Source organism: Aureimonas sp. AU22, from assembly GCF_001463745.1.
Lineage (GTDB): Bacteria > Pseudomonadota > Alphaproteobacteria > Rhizobiales > Rhizobiaceae > Aureimonas.
Genome location: NZ_BBWJ01000013.1, coordinates 71390 through 88474 on the forward strand (window position 1 = coordinate 71390; position 17085 = coordinate 88474).

Genomic DNA, 17085 nt, shown 5'->3' on the forward strand with positions numbered 1-17085 from the left:
GCTCCCGATCCTTTCGACCCGCTTCGTCCTGTTCAGACCGGAGCCATCCCATGGCCTTTCTCGCCGCTTCCCTCGACCGCGTGAAGCCCTCCGCCACGATCGCCGTGTCGCAGAAGGCGCGGGAGCTGAAGGCGCAGGGCATGGACGTGATCGGCCTGGGTGCCGGCGAACCGGACTTCGATACGCCCGACAATATCAAGCAGGCGGCGGTCGAGGCGATCGCACGCGGCGAGACCAAGTACACCCCGGTCTCCGGCATTCCGCAGCTGCGCGAGGCGATCTCCGCCAAGTTCAAGCGCGAGAACGGGCTGGACTACAAGCCCGAGCAGACCATCGTCTCGACCGGCGGCAAGCACGTCCTCTTCAACGCCTTCATGGCGACGCTGAACCCCGGCGACGAGGTGATCATTCCCGCGCCCTTCTGGGTGAGCTATCCCGAGATGGTCGCGCTCTGCGGCGGCACGCCCGTGGTCGTCGAGACGCGCCAGGAAGACGGCTTCAAGCTGACGGCGGAAGCGCTGGAGCGCGCGATCACGCCGCGCACCAAGTGGTTCCTGTTCAATTCCCCGTCGAACCCGTCGGGCGCGGCCTATACGCATACCGAGTTGAAGGCGCTGACCGACGTGCTCATGCGCCACGAGCATGTGTGGGTCATGACCGACGACATGTACGAGCACCTCGTCTACGGCGACTTCACCTTCGCCACGCCGGCGCAGGTCGAGCCGGCGCTCTACGATCGGACGATCACGATCAACGGCGTGTCGAAGGCCTATGCGATGACCGGCTGGCGCATCGGTTATGCCGGCGGCCCGCTCAAGCTGATCAAGGCGATGGACATGATCCAGGGCCAGCAGACGTCGGGCGCCTGCTCGATCGCCCAATGGGCCGCGGTCGAGGCGCTGAACGGCACCCAGGCCTTCATTCCGACCAACCGCGCCATGTTCGAGCGCCGCCGCGATCTCGTGGTCTCGATGCTGAACCAGGCCAGCGGGATCGAGTGCCCGTCGCCGGAGGGGGCGTTCTACGTCTACCCCTCGGTGAAGGGCACGATCGGCTCGAAGACGCAGAAGGGACAGGTGATCTCAACGGACGAGGATTTCGTCACCGCGCTTCTCGAACAGGAAGGCGTCGCCGTGGTGCACGGTTCGGCGTTCGGCCTCGGCCCGAACTTCCGGCTGTCCTATGCGACCTCGGACACGCTGCTGGAGGAGGCCTGCTCGCGCATCCAGCGCTTCTGCGGCAGCCTGCAGCGGTAAGCTCCCGCGACGCGAATTCCGGAAAAGGCGGCGGAGCGATCCGCCGCCTTTTTCATATGGCGAAATGGGCGGCAAGGCTCGCGAGAGCGGAGCCCGCGACGACGAGAAGAGGCGGCATCCTGCCGAGGCGCAGGGCCGCAAAGGCGGCCGCGACGATCAGCACGTCGGACGCCGAGCCGATCGTGCCGGACAGGCCGAGCGAGGCGAGCGCCGCCGCGAGAAGACCGACCACCGCGGCGTTGGCGCCGGTAAGGGCGGCGCGCGCGGCGGGCGAGGCGCCGAGGCGCGCCCAGGCGGGCAGCGCTGCGACCAGCAGCAGGAAACCGGGGAGAAAGATCGCCGCCAACGCGATCGCCGCGCCCGCTAGCGGGAAGGGGGCGGGCGTTGCCAGCGCGCCGAGAAAAGCCGCCACGGTGAAGAGAGGCCCCGGCATCGCCTGCGCCGCCCCGTAGCCGGCGAGGAACGAGGACATGTCGAGCCAGCCCGGCGCGACGAGTTCGGCTTCCAGAAGCGGCAGCACGACATGGCCGCCCCCGAAGACCAGCGCACCGCTGCGGAAGAAGGCGTCGAAGAGATCGAGGCTCGGCCATGGCCGTCCCGCCGCCAGGAGGGGCGGAACGATCGCCAGCAGCGCGAAGACGCCGAGCGCGATCCAGCCGGTGCGCGGCGAGATGGCGGACCCGGCATCCGGCGGCGCGCTCGGGAGCGCAGCGTTGCGGCCCGCGAGGCGGAAGACGAGGGCGCCCGCCGCGATGGCAAGGACCTGCGCGAAGGCGCTCGGCACCAGGAGCACGACGGCGGCGGCGAGAAGGGCGATGCCGATACGAGGCCAGTCGGGCGTCAGCGTGCGGGCCATGCCGAGGACGGCGTCCGCCACGACCGCGACGGCGGCGAGCTTCAGACCATGCAGCAGCGCGGTGCTCACCGGATCGTTCAAGCCGGCGGTGCCGATCGCGATCGCGAACATCAGGACGGCGGAGGGGAGGGTGAAGCCCGCGAAGGCCGCAAAGGCGCCGATCGGGCCCGCCTGCCGTAGGCCGATGGCGAAGCCGACCTGGCTCGAGGTCGGCCCCGGCAGGAACTGGCAGAGCGCGACGAGGTCGGCATAGGCGGCATCGTCCATCCAGCGCCGCCGCTCCACGAACGCGCGCCGGAAGTAGCCGAGATGCGCGATCGGCCCGCCGAAGGAGGTGAGGCCCAGCGTCAGGAAGGCGAGGAAGACGGAACCCGCCGAAGTCGGGCGATCGAGAGGAAGCGCGGTCATCGGGCTCTCATATGACGGAAGGATGAGAGGCGGATGACAGCCGGCCCGGCGGATGATCGGGCAAGAAAAAAGCCGGGCTCACGAAGAACCCGGCCGAAAAATAAGGGGCTTTCGAAAAAGCAAACCCTTGGGAGGAAACAGCCGGGAGCGAACAAGCTTGGGAGGAGGTAAGCTCTCCGCGACCCGACTAATGATCAATATAGAGATCGAATGACAAGCGACCATCGTTCATTCGGCATGTCAGCCATGCAGTGAGCGCATGCAACATAGGCGTGTGTGCAAGGTTCGCGCACGCGAGCCGCTGTCGCGCGATCGATCGTCAGTAAGACCAGGTCCGCGCCTTGCCGATGAGGAAATCGCGGAAGACCTTGAGCTTGGCCGCGTCGCGCAGCTGCTCGGGGTAGCAGAGGTAGGTGTCGAAGGACGCGAGGTCGAGGTCGGGCAGGACCTGTACCAGCTTGGTGTCCTTGTCGATCATGTAGTCCGGCAGAAGCGCGAGCCCGATGCCGCGTTCGATCGCCGAGCGCATCGCCATCAGGTTGTTGATCTGCAGGATCGGGGCACGGCTCTGGCCCTCCGGCAGTCCCGCCGTCTCCAGCGCGTTGAGGTTCCGGAGGTAGTTGGGGGCCGGCTCGCCGAAGGTGATGACGCGGTGGCGGTCGAGATCCTCCACCGTCTCGGGCGTGCCGTGCCGCGCGAGATAGGAGGGCGCGGCGTAGACATGGAGATGCACGGTGAAGAGGCGGCGCTGGATCAGGTCCGGCTGCTGCGGCTGGCGCAGGCGGATCGCCGCGTCCGCCTTGCGCATGGTGAGGTCGATTTCCTCGTTGTCGAAGACGAGCTGGAGTTCGAGCTCGGGATAGAGCTCCAGGAACTCCTGTGCGCGCTGGGTCAGCCAGCCGGAGCCGAGGCCGACCGTGGTGGTGACGCGCAGCTTGCCGGTCGGCTTCTCGCGCGTCTCTGTGAGCTGCATGCGCACCGTTTCCAGCCGCTTCAGGACGTCGGTGGCGGTCTGATAGAGGAGCTCGCCCGGCTCGCTGAGGACGAGACCGCGCGCGTGGCGATGGAAGAGCGGCGCTCCGATCTCCTGCTCGAGCGCCGCCACCTGCCGCGAGATCGCCGACTGCGACAGGTTCAGGACGTTCGCGGCATGGGTGAACGACCCGGCTTCGGCGGCTGCGTGAAAGATCCGCAGCTTGTCCCAGTCGAGCGCCATCGTATTCCCAGCCTCCCCCGAAGCGTCAAACGCGGTTGGTTATTCGGCAGCCTGCCGCGTGTCGGAGACGGCCTGCATCATCAGCCAGCGCTCGGCCTCGAGCGCGGCCATGCAGCCGAGACCGGCCGCCGTCACCGCCTGCCGGTAGACGTCGTCGGCGACGTCGCCGGCGGCGAAGACGCCTTCGATCGAGGTGCGCGTCGTGCCCGGCTCGACCCAGAGATAGTCGCCGTCCTTCTTGCGCAACTGGTCGCCGAAGACTTCCGTCGCCGGCGCGTGGCCGATCGCGACGAAGACGCCATCGGTCGCGATGTCGCGGGCCTCGCCGTCGATGCGACTGCGAAGGCGCACGCCCGTCACCGACTTCATCGGCTTCGTGGATCCGAGGATCTCGGCGACTTCCGAATTCCACACGACCGAGACGTTGTCCTTGGCGAACAGACGGTTCTGCAGGATGCGTTCCGCGCGGAACCCGTCGCGACGGTGCACCACGGTGACCGAGCGCGCGATGTTGGAGAGGTACAAAGCCTCCTCGACGGCCGTGTTGCCGCCGCCCACCACCACGACATCCTTGCCGCGATAGAAGAAACCGTCGCAGGTGGCGCAAGCCGAAACGCCGAAGCCCTGGAAGGCGGCTTCCGAATCGAGGCCGAGCCAGCGCGCCTGCGCGCCCGTCGCGATGATGACGGCGTCGGCGGTGTAGACCGTGCCGGTATCGCCCCGGAAGGTGAACGGCCGGCGCGACAGGTCCGCCTCGACGATGAGGTCGGCCGCCATTTCGGCGCCGACATTCAAGGCTTGCTGCTTCATCTCTTCCATCAGGAACGGGCCGGCGATCGGGTCGCGATAGCCGGGATAGTTCTCGACATCCGAGGTGATGGTGAGCTGTCCGCCCTCCTGCAGCCCCGCGACGAGCAGCGGCTTCATCATGGCGCGCGCCGCATAGATAGCGGCCGTGTATCCGGCCGGGCCGGAGCCGATGACGAGAATTTCCGCGTGGCGCTGGGTCATGACGAGACTCGGGTTGCAACGTGCCGCCGACATGGGCGCGGCCCTCGTCATCTTCAATAGAGGACGACGGGCAAGGCGACAACACGATGAGTTGCAGGCGCGCAACACAGGGCTTCCGAACATCCCCCGGGCTGGACGCGATTCGGGGCCGTCGATATGGTCCGCGTTCTTTCAGCGACGAACCCGGGGGAGGGCGCATGAAAATCCAGTCGTCGACCGCCCTTCCGGCCGGACTGCGAGCCTTCGCACCCTCCGCCTGAGCTGAGCCTCCAAAGCCAGCCGCCCTTCGTCGCCGGCCCCTCCGGCCATTCCATCATTCGTCGCCCGTCCGCGCCCACCATGCGCCGGCGGGCAGGGACGGCGTTCGGCGCCGTGATCGATCCATGTCCGTGACCACCCCCGCAAATCGCACTGGTGCGATCCGTCGAACCCTGGCGTTCACCTTCGCCAACTGGCGGGACGAGCGCCCGCTCGCCTTTGCCGTCGCCGGCTGCATCACGCTGGCGACGCTCGCCGACATCCTAATCCCCTTCTATGCCGGCCGCCTCGTCGATGCGCTGGCGGCGTCGGGCGGCGAGCGCGACCTGACGCCGGCTCTCCAGGCGCTCGGCGCCATGGCTGGGCTCGGGGTGGTCTTCGTGATCGCGCGGCACTGCGCATGGGCGAGCGTCGTGCCGATGACGCTGCGGATCATGACCCATGTCGGCCAGGGCACGTTCGGCCGCGTGCAGCACTTTTCCGCCAGCTGGCACGCCAACAGCTTTTCCGGCTCCGTGGTGCGCCAGATCACGCGCGGCATGTGGGCGCTCGACCTCCTGCACGACATCCTGCTTCTCGCGCTGCTTCCCTCGGCCGTGGTGCTGGTGGGCACGGTCGCGCTTCTCGGCGTCCAGTGGCCGGTGATGGGAGCCGCCATGGGGTTCGGCGCGCTGGTCTATGTCGCGACCACCGTGCTCCTCTCCACCCGATGGGTCGCGCCGATTTCGCGCGTTTCCAACCGGCTCGACACGCGCGTCGGCGGCGTGATCGCCGACGCGCTCGCCTGCAACGGCGTGGTGAAGGCGTTCGGCGCGGAGGAGCGGGAGGAAGCGCGTCTGGGCGATGCCTTGGCCGACTGGTCCGCCGGCACGCGCCGCACCTGGATGCGCGGCACCTGGCTCGGCACCCTGCAGACCGTCGTCCTCTGGGCGATCCGCATCGGGATCGCGGGCGTTGCGGTGGTCCTGTGGTGGCGCGGCCAGGCATCGCCCGGCGACGTCACCTACATCCTGACGACCTATTTCGTGTTGCACGGATACCTGCGCGACATCGGCATGCATGTCAGCAATCTCCAGCGCTCGGTGAACGAGCTGGAGGAACTGGTGGACCTTCACGACGAGCGGCCGGAGATCCGGGATGTACCGAATGCCCCTGCGATCCTCCCCGGCCCCGGCGAGATCCGCTTCGAGGACGTGCGCTTCCATTACGGGGCGCACGCCCAGCCGCTCTACGACGGTCTCTCGGTCACCATCCCCGCCGGCCAGCGGGTCGGGCTCGTCGGTCCTTCCGGTTCGGGCAAGACGACTTTCGTCAAGCTGATCCAGCGGCTCCACGACGTGGCCGGGGGCCGCGTGAGCGTCGACGGCCAGGACGTGGCAGCCGTGGCGCAGGTGTCGCTGCGCCGGCAGATCGCGGTGGTGCCGCAGGAATCCATCCTGTTCCATCGCACGCTGGCGGAAAACATCGCGTATGGCCGGCCGGAGGCGAGCCGCGCCGAGATCGAGGCGGCCGCGCGGCTCGCCCATGCCGACGCCTTCATCGAGCGCATGCAGGACGGATACGGCACGCTGGTCGGCGAGCGGGGTGTGAAGCTCTCGGGCGGCGAGCGGCAGCGCATCGCGCTCGCCCGCGCCTTTCTGGCGGATACGCCGATCCTCGTTCTGGACGAGGCGACCTCGGCGCTGGACTCGCAATCCGAACGCCTCATCCAGGCCGCAACCGAGCGACTGATGGCGGGACGCACCGCGCTCGTCATCGCCCACCGGCTTTCCACGATGCGTTCCCTCGACCGCATCCTCGTGTTCGACCGCGGGCGGATCGTCGAGGACGGTGCGCCGGGCGAACTGATGCTGCGGACCGGGGGGCTCTACCGCGCCTTGGTGGAACAACAGTCGGCGGGAATGATCGGCGGCTGATCTCCGGCGAGCGACCGTGCGTCGTCGGGCTTGTGTCCCGCGCGCCGGCGCATCTAGAAGCTTATCGCAAGGGTTCGGCCGGCGGGGGGCGGCGCGACCGCCATCGGGGGACGCAGGGCCATTTTCAGGACCATCAGCCATGTGGCCGCGATCTTCGGGTTGATCCTGTCGGGGGCGATGCTTCTGCCCGCTCTCGTCGACCTGTCGGACGGCAACAGGGACTGGGTCGTGTTCGTCGGCACGGGCGGGGTCGTCGCGGCCGTGTGCACCCTGCTTGCCGTGGCGACGCGTGGCGCCGGCGTGCGCCCGACGCCGCGATTCGGCTTCCTGCTCGTGACGACGATCTGGCTGGTCTCGACCTTCGTCGCGGCCCTGCCGCTCTATTTCGCCGAGACCGAGCTGTCTTTCGCGGCCGCCGTGTTCGAGGCGATGTCGGGTCTCACGACCACGGGCGCGACGACGATCTCGGGTCTCGACGCCCTGCCACGCGGCCTTCTCCTCTGGCGCTCGCTCCTCAATTTCCTCGGCGGCATCGGGATCGTCGTCATGGCCCTCCTGATCCTGCCGTCGCTGCGGGTCGGCGGCATGGCGCTGTTCCAGATGGAAAGCTCGGACCGCTCGGGAAAGCTCCTGCCACGCGTCAGCCAGCTCGCCTCGGGCATCGTCGCGGTCTACGGCGTGATGACGCTGGTGTGCGCGCTTCTCTACTACGCGCTCGGCATGAGCCTATTCGACGCGTTCAATCACGCGATGTCGACGCTGGCGACCGGCGGCTTCTCCACCCACGACGAAAGCCTCGGCTTCTTCGGCAGCGACGCGATCCTGATGGTCGCGACGGTGTTCATGATCGCCGGCTCGCTTCCCTTCGTCCTCTACATCCGCTTCTTCCTGCCGCGGCGTTTCCAGCGCTGGAGCGACCCGCAGGTGACGCTCTTCCTCGTTCTGTGCGTGATACTCTCTCTCGCGCTGGCGGTGACGCGCGTCGTCATCAACGACATGCCGCCCGGCGAGGCGCTCCTTTCGTCCGTCTTCAACCTCGTCTCGGTCATCACCACGACCGGCTTCGTGTCGGAGGATTTCACGCTCTGGTCGAACGCGGCGATCGGCATCTTCTTTCTCGCCATGTTCATCGGCGGCTGCGCGGGTTCGACGGCGGGCGGCATCAAGGTCAACCGGATCATCATCCTCTACGCGCTGGTTCGGGCGAACTTCGCGCGGGTCATCCGGCCCCATTCGGTGCAGCGGCTGAAATACGGTCATGACGATATCTCGATCGAGACGCTGCAGAGCGTGACGATCTTCATCTTCCTGTTCTTCCTGTCGCTGCTGCTCGGCACCACGGCGCTGTCGATCTGCGGGCTGGAGCTTCTCACCGCCTTCTCTGCCTCGCTGACGGCCGTCGGCAACGTGGGCCCGGGCTTCGGGCAGGTGGTCGGGCCGGCGGGCAACTTTTCCTCGCTGTCCGCGCCGGCGCTCTGGATCCTGTCGTTCCTGATGCTCATCGGACGCCTCGAGATCGTCACCGTGCTCGTGATCCTCTCGCCGGGCTTCTGGAGGGACTGATGCGGGCGGTCTTCATCAATCTCGACCGGGCGAGCGAGCGGCGCGCCTTCATGGAAGGGCAGGGTACCCGGCTGGGACTGGCGCTGGACCGGGTGCGCGCGGTCGAGGCGGGAGACATCTCCCCCGAGGTTGAGGCGCAGCTGAACGGGCGCTGGGAGCGACGCCTGAGCGCGCCGGAGCTCGGCTGCTTTCTGTCGCATCACGGGCTCTGGCGCGAGATCGCGGCGGGGGCCGAGCCCGTGCTGGTGCTGGAGGACGACGCGGTGCTGTCGCGGCGGATCGGGGCGGCGCTGCCCGTCCTCACGGGGTTCGAGGGGGCGGACTTTCTCAACCTCGAAAGCTTCGACCGTAAACGCTTCGCGGCGCGGCGGGCGCAGGATCTTGGCGACGGGATCGCGGTGCGGCGGATGTATCGCGACAAGTCGGGATCGGCCGCCTATCTCCTGTGGCCGTCCGGCGCGCGCAAGCTGGTGGAGCGGACGCAGCGGCGCGGCGCGGCACCGGTCGACGCCTTCCTGCACGGGTTTGCCGGGCTTGCCTCCTGGCAGGCGGAGCCGGCTCTGGCGGTGCAGGCGCATATCCTCGAGGCACGAGGGCGCAAGGCGGGCATCGATCCGGCGACCTCGATCCAGGCCGTGCGCACGCGCTCGAGCCTGACCCCCGACAACCTGCCGTTTCTGCTGCGCCGCGTCGGCACGCAGTTCAAGCTGGCGCGGTATCATCTGATGCGGCTGGGGCCGGCGCGCTACGAACGCACCCCCATCGCGGACGAGGACTTCGCTTAACCCTTCGCCCAGAGGCGCTCGTAGACGGCGATGATCTCGTCCGCCTCGCGCGCCAGCGGGAACTCGGCGTTGGCCTTCGCGAGCGCGGCCGCGGCAGCTGCCACGCGGCGCGGCTCGTCGGCGAGGAAGGGCTCGATCGCGCCCGTGAGCTGAGGCAGATCGTTCGGTGGGACAACCGTGCCGCAGCCTGTCGTCACCACATCGGAGAAGACGCCGACATCGGCGGCGACCACCGGCACGCCGCAGGACATCGCCTCCAGCGGCGTCAGGCCGAAGCCTTCCCAACGCTGGGGCGCGACGAAGAGGTCGAGGGCGCGATACCAGCGCTCGATGTCGCGGTGCTCGCCGACGAAGAGGATGCGGTTCGCAAGACCGGCTGCCGCGACCCGGACCTTGAGGTCCGCCGCGAAGGCGACGTGCTCGGCCGTCGCGCGGCCGGCGACGACCGCCTGCCAGCCGGGATGGCGGGGCAGGAGGGCGATCATCGCGTCGACGAAGAGGTCGGTGCCCTTCTGGTGACGCACGCGGCCGAAGCAACCGGCCGTGCGGCTGGCGGGATCGAGGCCGAGTTCGGCGCGTGCCGCCGCGGCGCTCTCCGCGTGCGGGCGGAAGCGGGCGAGGTCGATGCCGTGGTGGATCACCGTATGCGGCACCGTGAGATAGGCGCCGGACCGGGCGGAGGTCGCGATCACGGCATCCATCCGGCCGATCAGCCAGCGCGTGTAGCCGGTGTGGCGGCGCTGCGAGGCGGACGTGAAGACGAGGCGCAGCGGCATGCGAAGGACGTCGCGCAGAAGGAGGCCGGGTAGCATCTCGACGTTGCGCCGCGCGTGCCAGATGCGGAACGGCTTGGCGTCCGGCCGGCGCCAGAACCGGAGGAGGTCGCGCGAGCGGAGCTTCGGCAGATGGGCGGGCAGACCGGGGCCGAGCGCGGCGATGGGCAGGCGCTTGGCCTGTTCGGGGACGAGCTGGACGATGGTGGAGGTCACGCCCGACAGGCGGCGCTTGAAGTTGGGCGCTACGACGAGGATGGCGGACGCTTTCATCTGGACGTCCCGGAAAGGCGTGGCATCCGCCGCGACCCAAGCGGGATCACGACAGTTTCTCGGCGATCCAAAGCCTGATGAGATCCTGAGACTTCACCCCCAACGTTTGCGCCTGACGGTCGAGGCCCTCGATCATCCAGCGCGGAACGTCGATTTCAATCCGCTGCCGGTCGAGATTAGGGCGATGGGCGTTGGACCAGTCGGTGTGGGCGTCGATGTCTTCGCCCTCATCAAAGGCGCGGTCGAAATCACTGGCCTTCATGGCGTTCCACCTCCAACTTGCGCGCTCGCCGAACCGATATGAGCCGTATCCTGCCGTGACGTGGAGTGAAGATCGCCGACCAGTGGAGGTCGCCGATCCTGCTGATGCCGATGTAGCGGACCTCGACCTCGCTCTTGGCGAGAAACACGACGAACCGTGGGTCGTCCCAGAGACGCTAAGCGCCCTCGAACCCGATGCCGTGCTTGGCCAGGTTCGAGTCGCTCTTTTCCGGATCGTATTCGAACCGCACCGGGCTCAGTCGGGACCGATCAGACCCAGCGCAGTTCCAGGATCTCGTAGGAGCGCGCGCCGCCCGGCGCGGCGACTTCCACCGTGTCGCCCTCGCCCTTGCCGATCAGGGCGCGCGCGATGGGCGAGGAGATGGAGATGCGGCCCTTCTTCACGTCGGCCTCCTGGTCGCCGACGATCTGGTAGACCTTCTCCTCTTCGGTGTCCTCGTCCATCAGCTTGACCGTGGCGCCGAATTTCACCTTGTCGCCGGAGAGCTTGGAGACGTCGATCACCTCGGCACGGGCCGTGAAGTCCTCCAGTTCGGAGATACGGCCTTCGTTCAGGCTCTGCGCTTCCTTGGCGGAATGGTACTCGGCGTTTTCCGAGAGGTCGCCATGGGCGCGGGCCTCCGAGATCGCCTCGACGATCCGGGGACGCTCTTCCTGCTGACGGCGGCGGAGTTCCTCCTTCAGGGACTCGAAGCCAGCACTCGTCATCGGGACCTTTTCCATGCCCTCAACCCTTACCTGTCACGGCATCCGGCTTGGGGGCCGGACGCTCTCTCGTGGAGTCCCGCCCGTCTCGATGGGCCAGGGGGACATAAGAACGGCCGGCCCCCTGGGGGACCAGCCGGAACACCGCATGAGGCCCGAGCCGAAAGACCGGAGCCTTTCCTGAAAATCAGGCTGCCGAGAAGTAGGATTGCAGGGACCGAACTTCAAGGCTGCCGGCCTTCAGGGCCGCGATCGCCTCGGCCGCGGCCTCCATGCCGGCCAGCGTCGTGTAGTACGGCACCTTGTGCATGAGGGCGGCGCGGCGCAGCGACCGGGAGTCGGACAGGGCCTTGGCACCCTCGGTCGTGTTGAGCACCACCTGCACCTGCCGGTTGCGGATAGCATCCTCGATATGCGGGCGGCCTTCAAGCACCTTGTTGACCTTCTCCGCCTCCACGCCGTTCTCGGCGAGGAAGCGCTGGGTGCCCTCCGTCGCGGAGATGCGGAAGCCGAGTTCGGCCATGCGGCGCACGGTCGGCAGCATCTTCTCCTTGTCGCCGTTGCGCACGGAGACGAAGAGCGTGCCCTCGCGGGGGAGGTCGACGGACGCGCCGAGCTGCGACTTGGCGAAGGCGAGGGCGAAGTCGGTGTCGAGGCCCATGACCTCGCCGGTGGAGCGCATCTCGGGGCCGAGCAGCGTGTCGACGCCGGGGAAACGGGCGAAGGGGAAGACCGCTTCCTTGACCGCGATGTGCTTGAGGCTCTTCACGTCCGGCTTGCCGCCATAGGCCTTGAACGCGGCCTCCAGCGTCTCGCCCGCCATGATGCGCGCGGCGATCTTGGCGACCGGGGAGCCGATCGTCTTGGCGACGAACGGCACCGTGCGCGAGGCGCGCGGGTTCACCTCGAGCACGTAGATGTCGCCGTCCTTGATGGCGAACTGGACGTTCATCAGGCCGCCGACCTTCAGCGCCAGCGCCATCTCGCGCGTCTGGCGCTCCAGCTCGTCGGTGATCTCGCGGCTCAGCGAATGGACGGGGAGGGAGCAGGCCGAGTCGCCCGAATGGATGCCGGCCTCCTCGATATGCTCCATGATGCCGGCGACGAAGGTGTCGGTGCCGTCGCAGAGGCAGTCGACGTCGACCTCGATCGCGTCGGACAGGTAGCTGTCGATCAGCACCGGCGACTTTCCGGAGACGACGACGGCCTCCTTCATGTAGCGCTCGAACTGCGTGTCGCCGCGCACGATCTCCATCGCCCGGCCGCCGAGCACGTAGGACGGGCGGATGACGACGGGGTAGCCGATGCGCTCGACGATGACGCGCGCTTCCTCAACCGAGCGCGCGATGCCGTTGTTGGGCTGGCGCAGGTTCAGGTCGTGCAGCAGCTTCTGGAAGCGGTCGCGGTCCTCGGCGAGGTCGATCGCGTCCGGCGAAGTGCCGAGGATCGGGATGCCGGCCTCTTCGAGGGCTTCGGCCAGCTTCAGCGGCGTCTGGCCGCCGAACTGGACGATGACGCCGTGGAGCGTGCCCTTGGACTTCTCGACGCGCAGGATCTCCAGGACGTCCTCGCCCGTCAGCGGCTCGAAGTAGAGGCGGTCCGAGGTGTCGTAGTCGGTCGAGACGGTCTCGGGGTTGCAGTTGACCATGATGGCTTCGAGCCCGGCGTCCCGCAGGGCGAACGCCGCGTGGCAGCAGCAGTAGTCGAACTCGATGCCCTGGCCGATGCGGTTGGGACCGCCGCCGAGGATGACGACCTTCCGCGCGTCGGAAACCCCGGCCTCGGAGCGGACTTCGCCCGCGAACGGCCGCTCGTAGGTCGAGTACATGTAGGGCGTCGGCGAGGCGAACTCGGCGGCGCAGGTGTCGATGCGCTTGAAGACGGGATGGACGTCGAGCCGGTCGCGCTGCGCCTTGACCTCGGCCTCGGAGGTCCCCGAGAGCTTGGCGAGGCGCGCGTCGGAGAAGCCGACCGACTTCAGGAAGCGCAGGTTGTCGGCGTCCTTCGGCAGACCGTGCTCCTTGATGCGGGCTTCGAGGTCGATGATCGCCTGGAAGCGGTCGATGAACCACGGGTCGATCTTGGAGGAGCGGTGGACCTGCTCCTTCGTGGCGCCCTCGCGCAGGGCCTGCGCGACCATGCGCAGGCGGTCCGGCGTCGGCACGCCGAGCGCGGCGCGGATGGCGTTCTTGTCGTCGCCTTCCCCCAGGCCCGGGATCTCGATCTCGTCGAGCCCGTCGAGGCCGGTCTCCAGGCCCCGCAGCGCCTTCTGCAGCGATTCCTCGAAGGTGCGGCCGATCGCCATGACCTCGCCCACCGACTTCATGGCGGTGGTGAGAACCGGCGAGGCGCCGGGGAACTTCTCGAAGGCGAAGCGCGGAATCTTGGTGACGACGTAGTCGATCGACGGCTCGAACGAGGCGGGCGTCGCACCGCCGGTGATGTCGTTCTTCAGCTCGTCCAGCGTGTAGCCGACCGCGAGCTTGGCGGCGATCTTGGCGATCGGGAAGCCGGTGGCCTTCGAGGCCAGCGCCGAGGAGCGCGAGACGCGCGGGTTCATCTCGATGACGACGAGACGGCCGTTCTCCGGGTTCACCGCGAACTGGACGTTGGAGCCGCCGGTCTCGACGCCGATCTCGCGCAGGACCGCGATCGAGGCGTTGCGCATGACCTGATACTCTTTGTCGGTGAGCGTCAGGGCCGGGGCGACGGTGATCGAGTCACCGGTGTGGACGCCCATCGGATCGACGTTCTCGATCGAGCAGACGATGATGCAGTTGTCCGCGCGGTCGCGGACGACTTCCATCTCGTACTCTTTCCAGCCGAGCACCGATTCCTCGATCAGCACCTCGGTGGTCGGCGAGGCGTCGAGGCCGCCCTCGATGATCTCGAAGAACTCTGAGCGGTTGTAGGCGATGCCGCCGCCCGTGCCGCCCATGGTGAAGGACGGGCGGATGATGGCGGGAAGGCCGACATGCTCTAGGGCCTCGGCCGCCGCGCCCATGGCGCGCGCCATGTAGCGCTGCTTGCGATCGGTCTCGCCGAGGTTCCACTCGGTCTCGAGTTGGGCGAGCGCCTCGTCACGGGCGGGGCCGGCTTCCGTCGCGCGGATCGTCTCGGCGCGCTTCTCCTCGTGGGCGAGCCGGTCGGCCTGCTTCGCTTCGGTGGCGTTGGCCAGATAGCTCTTGGGGGTCTCGAGGCCGATCTTGGCCATCGCCTCGCGGAAGAGGGCGCGGTCCTCCGCCTTGTCGATCGCCGTGGCGTCCGCCCCGATCATCTCGACATCGTACTTGTCGAGGACGCCCATGCGCTTGAGGGAGAGCGCGGTGTTGAGGGCCGTCTGGCCGCCCATGGTGGGCAGGATCGCGTCCGGCCGCTCCTTGGCGATGATCTTGGCGACGACCTCGGGCGTAATCGGCTCGATATAGGTGGCGTCGGCGAGATCGGGATCGGTCATGATCGTCGCCGGGTTCGAGTTGACGAGGACGATCCGGTAGCCCTCGTCGCGCAGCGCCTTGCAGGCCTGCGTGCCGGAATAGTCGAACTCGCACGCCTGCCCGATGATGATCGGACCCGCGCCGATGATGAGGATCGTCTGGAGGTCGTCGCGTTTGGGCATGGCGGTCCGTCTTCGTTTCGTGCGCGCGGATAAACCCCGGCCGCAAGGAGCGGTCGAAGGTCTCGGGCAGAGCATTCTTCAGGCTAAGGCCGGCTTATAGGGAAACCCGAGCCGCGGCGAAAGGGTGAACCGTCAGTCGAGCGATGCGATTGTGGATGGATCGACGGCGAGGCGTCCACGGCCGAGAAGATCCGATGCATCACGCGGCAGGGCGCGGCCGTCGTAGCGCTCGATGCCCATGGACAGGGCGAGGCAGGCGAGTTCCACCGAGCGCGGGATCTCGACGCGCTTCCCGTCGCGGTCGCCCTTCTCGTAATACTGGATCACGCGCTTCTTCAGCCCGAGCCGATCGGCGGCGTCCTTCTGCTTCCAGCCGAGAGCGCGGCGCCACTGGCGGAAGCTGTCGGAATCCATTCTCGGCACCATTCGATTGGCCTCGTTCAGCCCCGCTTAAACTCCGGGGCGCAAGCTCCCGTCGTCCCGGGCATTCTCGATAGCAGATCGTTGAGAGGGGACAAGAAAAATGCACGCTGTGCGCTTCAAGCGCATTGCAAAAGCGCACGAAGTGCACATCTTATAGTGGTGAAGGCCCGTTCGACCTTCTTTCAGCGAGGACTAAAAACCCCGAAAGGAACCCGCCGCCATGCTTGCCGATCTCATCGTCAGCCGCTCCGCCCTTGGCGCCGACCGCGGCCGTGACGATCTCCACCGCCATGCCACGTTCTCCTGCGGCTTCCGCGCGATGCTGCGCCGAGTGCTCCACTTGTTCAAGACCGCATGACAGGCACCCGAACGACGACGTTTGGGGGAGACACGACAGAATAAGGGCGCCGGATCGTCTCCGGCGCCCTTGTTCGTTTCAGCGGTGGGATCGAGGCGTCAGGCGGCCGTCTTGGCGCGGTGCCCGTCGATCATCTCGAAGAAGCGGGCGAAGAGGTAGTGCGAGTCCTGCGGCCCGGGCGAGGCTTCCGGATGGTGCTGCACCGAGAAGACCGGCGCGTCCTTCACCCGCAAGCCGCAATTGGTGCCGTCGAAGAGCGAGACATGGGTCTCCTCGACGCCCGCCGGCAGCGAGTCGGCGGCCACCGCGAAGCCGTGGTTCATGGACACGATCTCGACCTTGCCGGTGGTGAAGTCCTTCACCGGGTGGTTCGCGCCGTGATGGCCCTGGTGCATCTTCTCCGTGCGCCCGCCGAGCGCCAGCGCCAGAAGCTGATGGCCGAGGCAGATGCCGAACATCGGGATGCCGGACTGCGCAAGCTCGCGGATCACGGGAACGGCATAGTCGCCGGTGGCGGCAGGATCGCCCGGGCCGTTGGACAGGAAGATGCCGTCGGGCTTGTGCTCGAGGACTTCGGCGGCAGTCGCGGTCGGGGGGACGATGACGACACGCGCGCCGTGGCCCGACATCAGGCGCAGGATGTTGCGCTTGGCGCCGTAGTCGATCGCGACGATCGTGTAGGCCGGTTCGCGCCCGGACCCATACCCGGCGTTCCAGACCCAGGGCCCTTCCGTCCAGACCTCGGCGCGGTCGGAGGCCGCGTCCTTGGCGAGATCGAGCCCGACAAGGCCGGTCCAGTCGGCGGCCTTGGCCCGCAGGGCCTCGATGTCGAAGACGCCGTCGGGATGATGCGCGATCACGGCGTTGGGCATGCCGTTTTCGCGGATGAGGGCGGTGAGAGCCCGCGTGTCGACGCCGGACAGGGCCACGACGCCGCGCTTCTTCAGCCAGGCGTCGAGGCCGCCGGCCGAGCGGTAGTTGGAGGGCGCCGACACCTCGGCGCGGAAGATCGCGCCGACCGCTCCGATCGTGTTGTCGGGCACGAGGTCTTCGATGTCCTCGTCGTTGGCACCGACATTGCCGATATGGGGAAAGGTGAAGGTGACGATCTGCCGGGCGTAGGACGGGTCGGTCAGGATCTCCTGGTAGCCGGTGAGGGAGGTGTTGAAGCACACTTCCCCCAGCGCCTCGCCGACCGCGCCGATGCCGTCGCCCTCGATCACCGTGCCGTCGGCCAACACGAGCAGGGCCGTGGGCTTCCTCTGCGTCCAGGCGTCGCTCATCGTGTCTACTCCTTGAGATCCATCGGGGGCCAACTGCGCAGGTGGCGGGCGCACCCTTCCGGAGCGTCCATATCGCGCCAACCGGCTTTGCGCGCAACCC

General features: G+C 67.8%; 14 protein-coding genes and 1 pseudogene. 5 read left to right on the top strand and 10 right to left on the bottom strand.

What is annotated here, in order from left to right; translation table 11 throughout:
• Positions 1 to 50: 50 nt before the first annotated feature.
• A complete protein-coding gene (locus tag AUL34_RS04620; protein ID WP_061931689.1) occupies positions 51 to 1256 on the top strand; it encodes a pyridoxal phosphate-dependent aminotransferase in 1206 nt (401 codons plus the stop codon).
• Between the two features lie 52 nt (positions 1257 to 1308).
• Here the strand turns inward: AUL34_RS04620 and chrA are convergent, their stop codons facing one another.
• The 3 genes from chrA to trxB all read right to left on the bottom strand — a co-directional run bounded on the left by chrA (position 1309) and on the right by trxB (position 4747).
• On the bottom strand, positions 1309 to 2520 hold the full coding sequence (chrA, locus tag AUL34_RS04625) for a chromate efflux transporter (RefSeq protein ID WP_061931691.1): 1212 nt from the start codon (positions 2518 to 2520) through the stop codon (positions 1309 to 1311).
• Positions 2521 to 2839: 319 nt separating this feature from the next.
• Positions 2840 to 3736: a LysR family transcriptional regulator gene (locus AUL34_RS04630; RefSeq protein ID WP_061931692.1), complete on the bottom strand. Its 897-nt coding sequence runs from the start codon at positions 3734 to 3736 to the stop codon at positions 2840 to 2842.
• Positions 3737 to 3775: 39 nt separating this feature from the next.
• The gene (trxB, locus tag AUL34_RS04635; RefSeq protein WP_061931743.1) at positions 3776 to 4747 is read right to left on the bottom strand and encodes a thioredoxin-disulfide reductase; all 972 of its coding nucleotides are present in this window, start codon (positions 4745 to 4747) and stop codon (positions 3776 to 3778) included.
• Positions 4748 to 5130: 383 nt separating this feature from the next.
• Between trxB and AUL34_RS04640 the strand changes: the two genes are divergently transcribed.
• From AUL34_RS04640 to AUL34_RS04650, 3 genes are all read left to right on the top strand, one after another.
• On the top strand, positions 5131 to 6921 hold the full coding sequence (locus AUL34_RS04640; protein WP_061931694.1) for an ABC transporter ATP-binding protein: 1791 nt from the start codon (positions 5131 to 5133) through the stop codon (positions 6919 to 6921).
• Between the two features lie 165 nt (positions 6922 to 7086).
• Entirely contained in the window at positions 7087 to 8484 is a 1398-nt protein-coding gene (locus AUL34_RS04645) for a TrkH family potassium uptake protein (RefSeq protein WP_061931746.1), read from the top strand.
• On the top strand, positions 8484 to 9269 hold the full coding sequence (locus AUL34_RS04650) for a glycosyltransferase family 25 protein (protein ID WP_061931696.1): 786 nt from the start codon (positions 8484 to 8486) through the stop codon (positions 9267 to 9269). Before AUL34_RS04645 ends, AUL34_RS04650 begins: the two co-directional genes overlap by 1 nt.
• Here the strand turns inward: AUL34_RS04650 and AUL34_RS04655 are convergent.
• The 6 genes and pseudogenes from AUL34_RS04655 to AUL34_RS04675 form a co-directional block, all read right to left on the bottom strand.
• Positions 9266 to 10315 carry a glycosyltransferase family 4 protein gene (locus tag AUL34_RS04655; RefSeq protein ID WP_061931698.1) on the bottom strand — a complete coding sequence of 350 codons (1050 nt, stop codon included), beginning with the start codon at positions 10313 to 10315 and terminating at the stop codon, positions 9266 to 9268. The two genes, AUL34_RS04650 and AUL34_RS04655, sit on opposite strands and share 4 nt — an antisense overlap.
• 46 nt (positions 10316 to 10361) lie before the next feature.
• On the bottom strand, positions 10362 to 10577 hold the full coding sequence (gene brnA, locus AUL34_RS04660) for a type II toxin-antitoxin system BrnA family antitoxin (RefSeq protein WP_061931700.1): 216 nt from the start codon (positions 10575 to 10577) through the stop codon (positions 10362 to 10364).
• Positions 10564 to 10737, bottom strand: a pseudogene (locus tag AUL34_RS22790) (BrnT family toxin); the annotation flags it as partial. The pseudogene AUL34_RS22790 and the gene brnA, both read right to left, overlap by 14 nt.
• A gap of 109 nt (positions 10738 to 10846) precedes the next feature.
• Positions 10847 to 11320: a transcription elongation factor GreA gene (gene greA, locus AUL34_RS04665; RefSeq protein ID WP_061931702.1), complete on the bottom strand. Its 474-nt coding sequence runs from the start codon at positions 11318 to 11320 to the stop codon at positions 10847 to 10849.
• A 169-nt stretch (positions 11321 to 11489) separates the two neighbouring features.
• Positions 11490 to 14921: a carbamoyl-phosphate synthase large subunit gene (gene carB, locus AUL34_RS04670; RefSeq protein ID WP_061931704.1), complete on the bottom strand. Its 3432-nt coding sequence runs from the start codon at positions 14919 to 14921 to the stop codon at positions 11490 to 11492.
• 132 nt (positions 14922 to 15053) lie between these two features.
• Complete coding sequence (locus tag AUL34_RS04675) at positions 15054 to 15335, bottom strand: helix-turn-helix transcriptional regulator (protein ID WP_061931706.1); 282 nt, start codon at positions 15333 to 15335, stop codon at positions 15054 to 15056.
• Between the two features lie 229 nt (positions 15336 to 15564).
• Between AUL34_RS04675 and AUL34_RS22155 the strand changes: the two genes are divergently transcribed.
• Positions 15565 to 15702: a hypothetical protein gene (locus tag AUL34_RS22155; RefSeq protein WP_156420788.1), complete on the top strand. Its 138-nt coding sequence runs from the start codon at positions 15565 to 15567 to the stop codon at positions 15700 to 15702.
• A 98-nt stretch (positions 15703 to 15800) separates the two neighbouring features.
• Here the strand turns inward: AUL34_RS22155 and carA are convergent, their stop codons facing one another.
• Positions 15801 to 16985 carry a glutamine-hydrolyzing carbamoyl-phosphate synthase small subunit gene (gene carA / locus AUL34_RS04680; protein WP_061931708.1) on the bottom strand — a complete coding sequence of 395 codons (1185 nt, stop codon included), beginning with the start codon at positions 16983 to 16985 and terminating at the stop codon, positions 15801 to 15803.
• Positions 16986 to 17085: the final 100 nt, after the last annotated feature.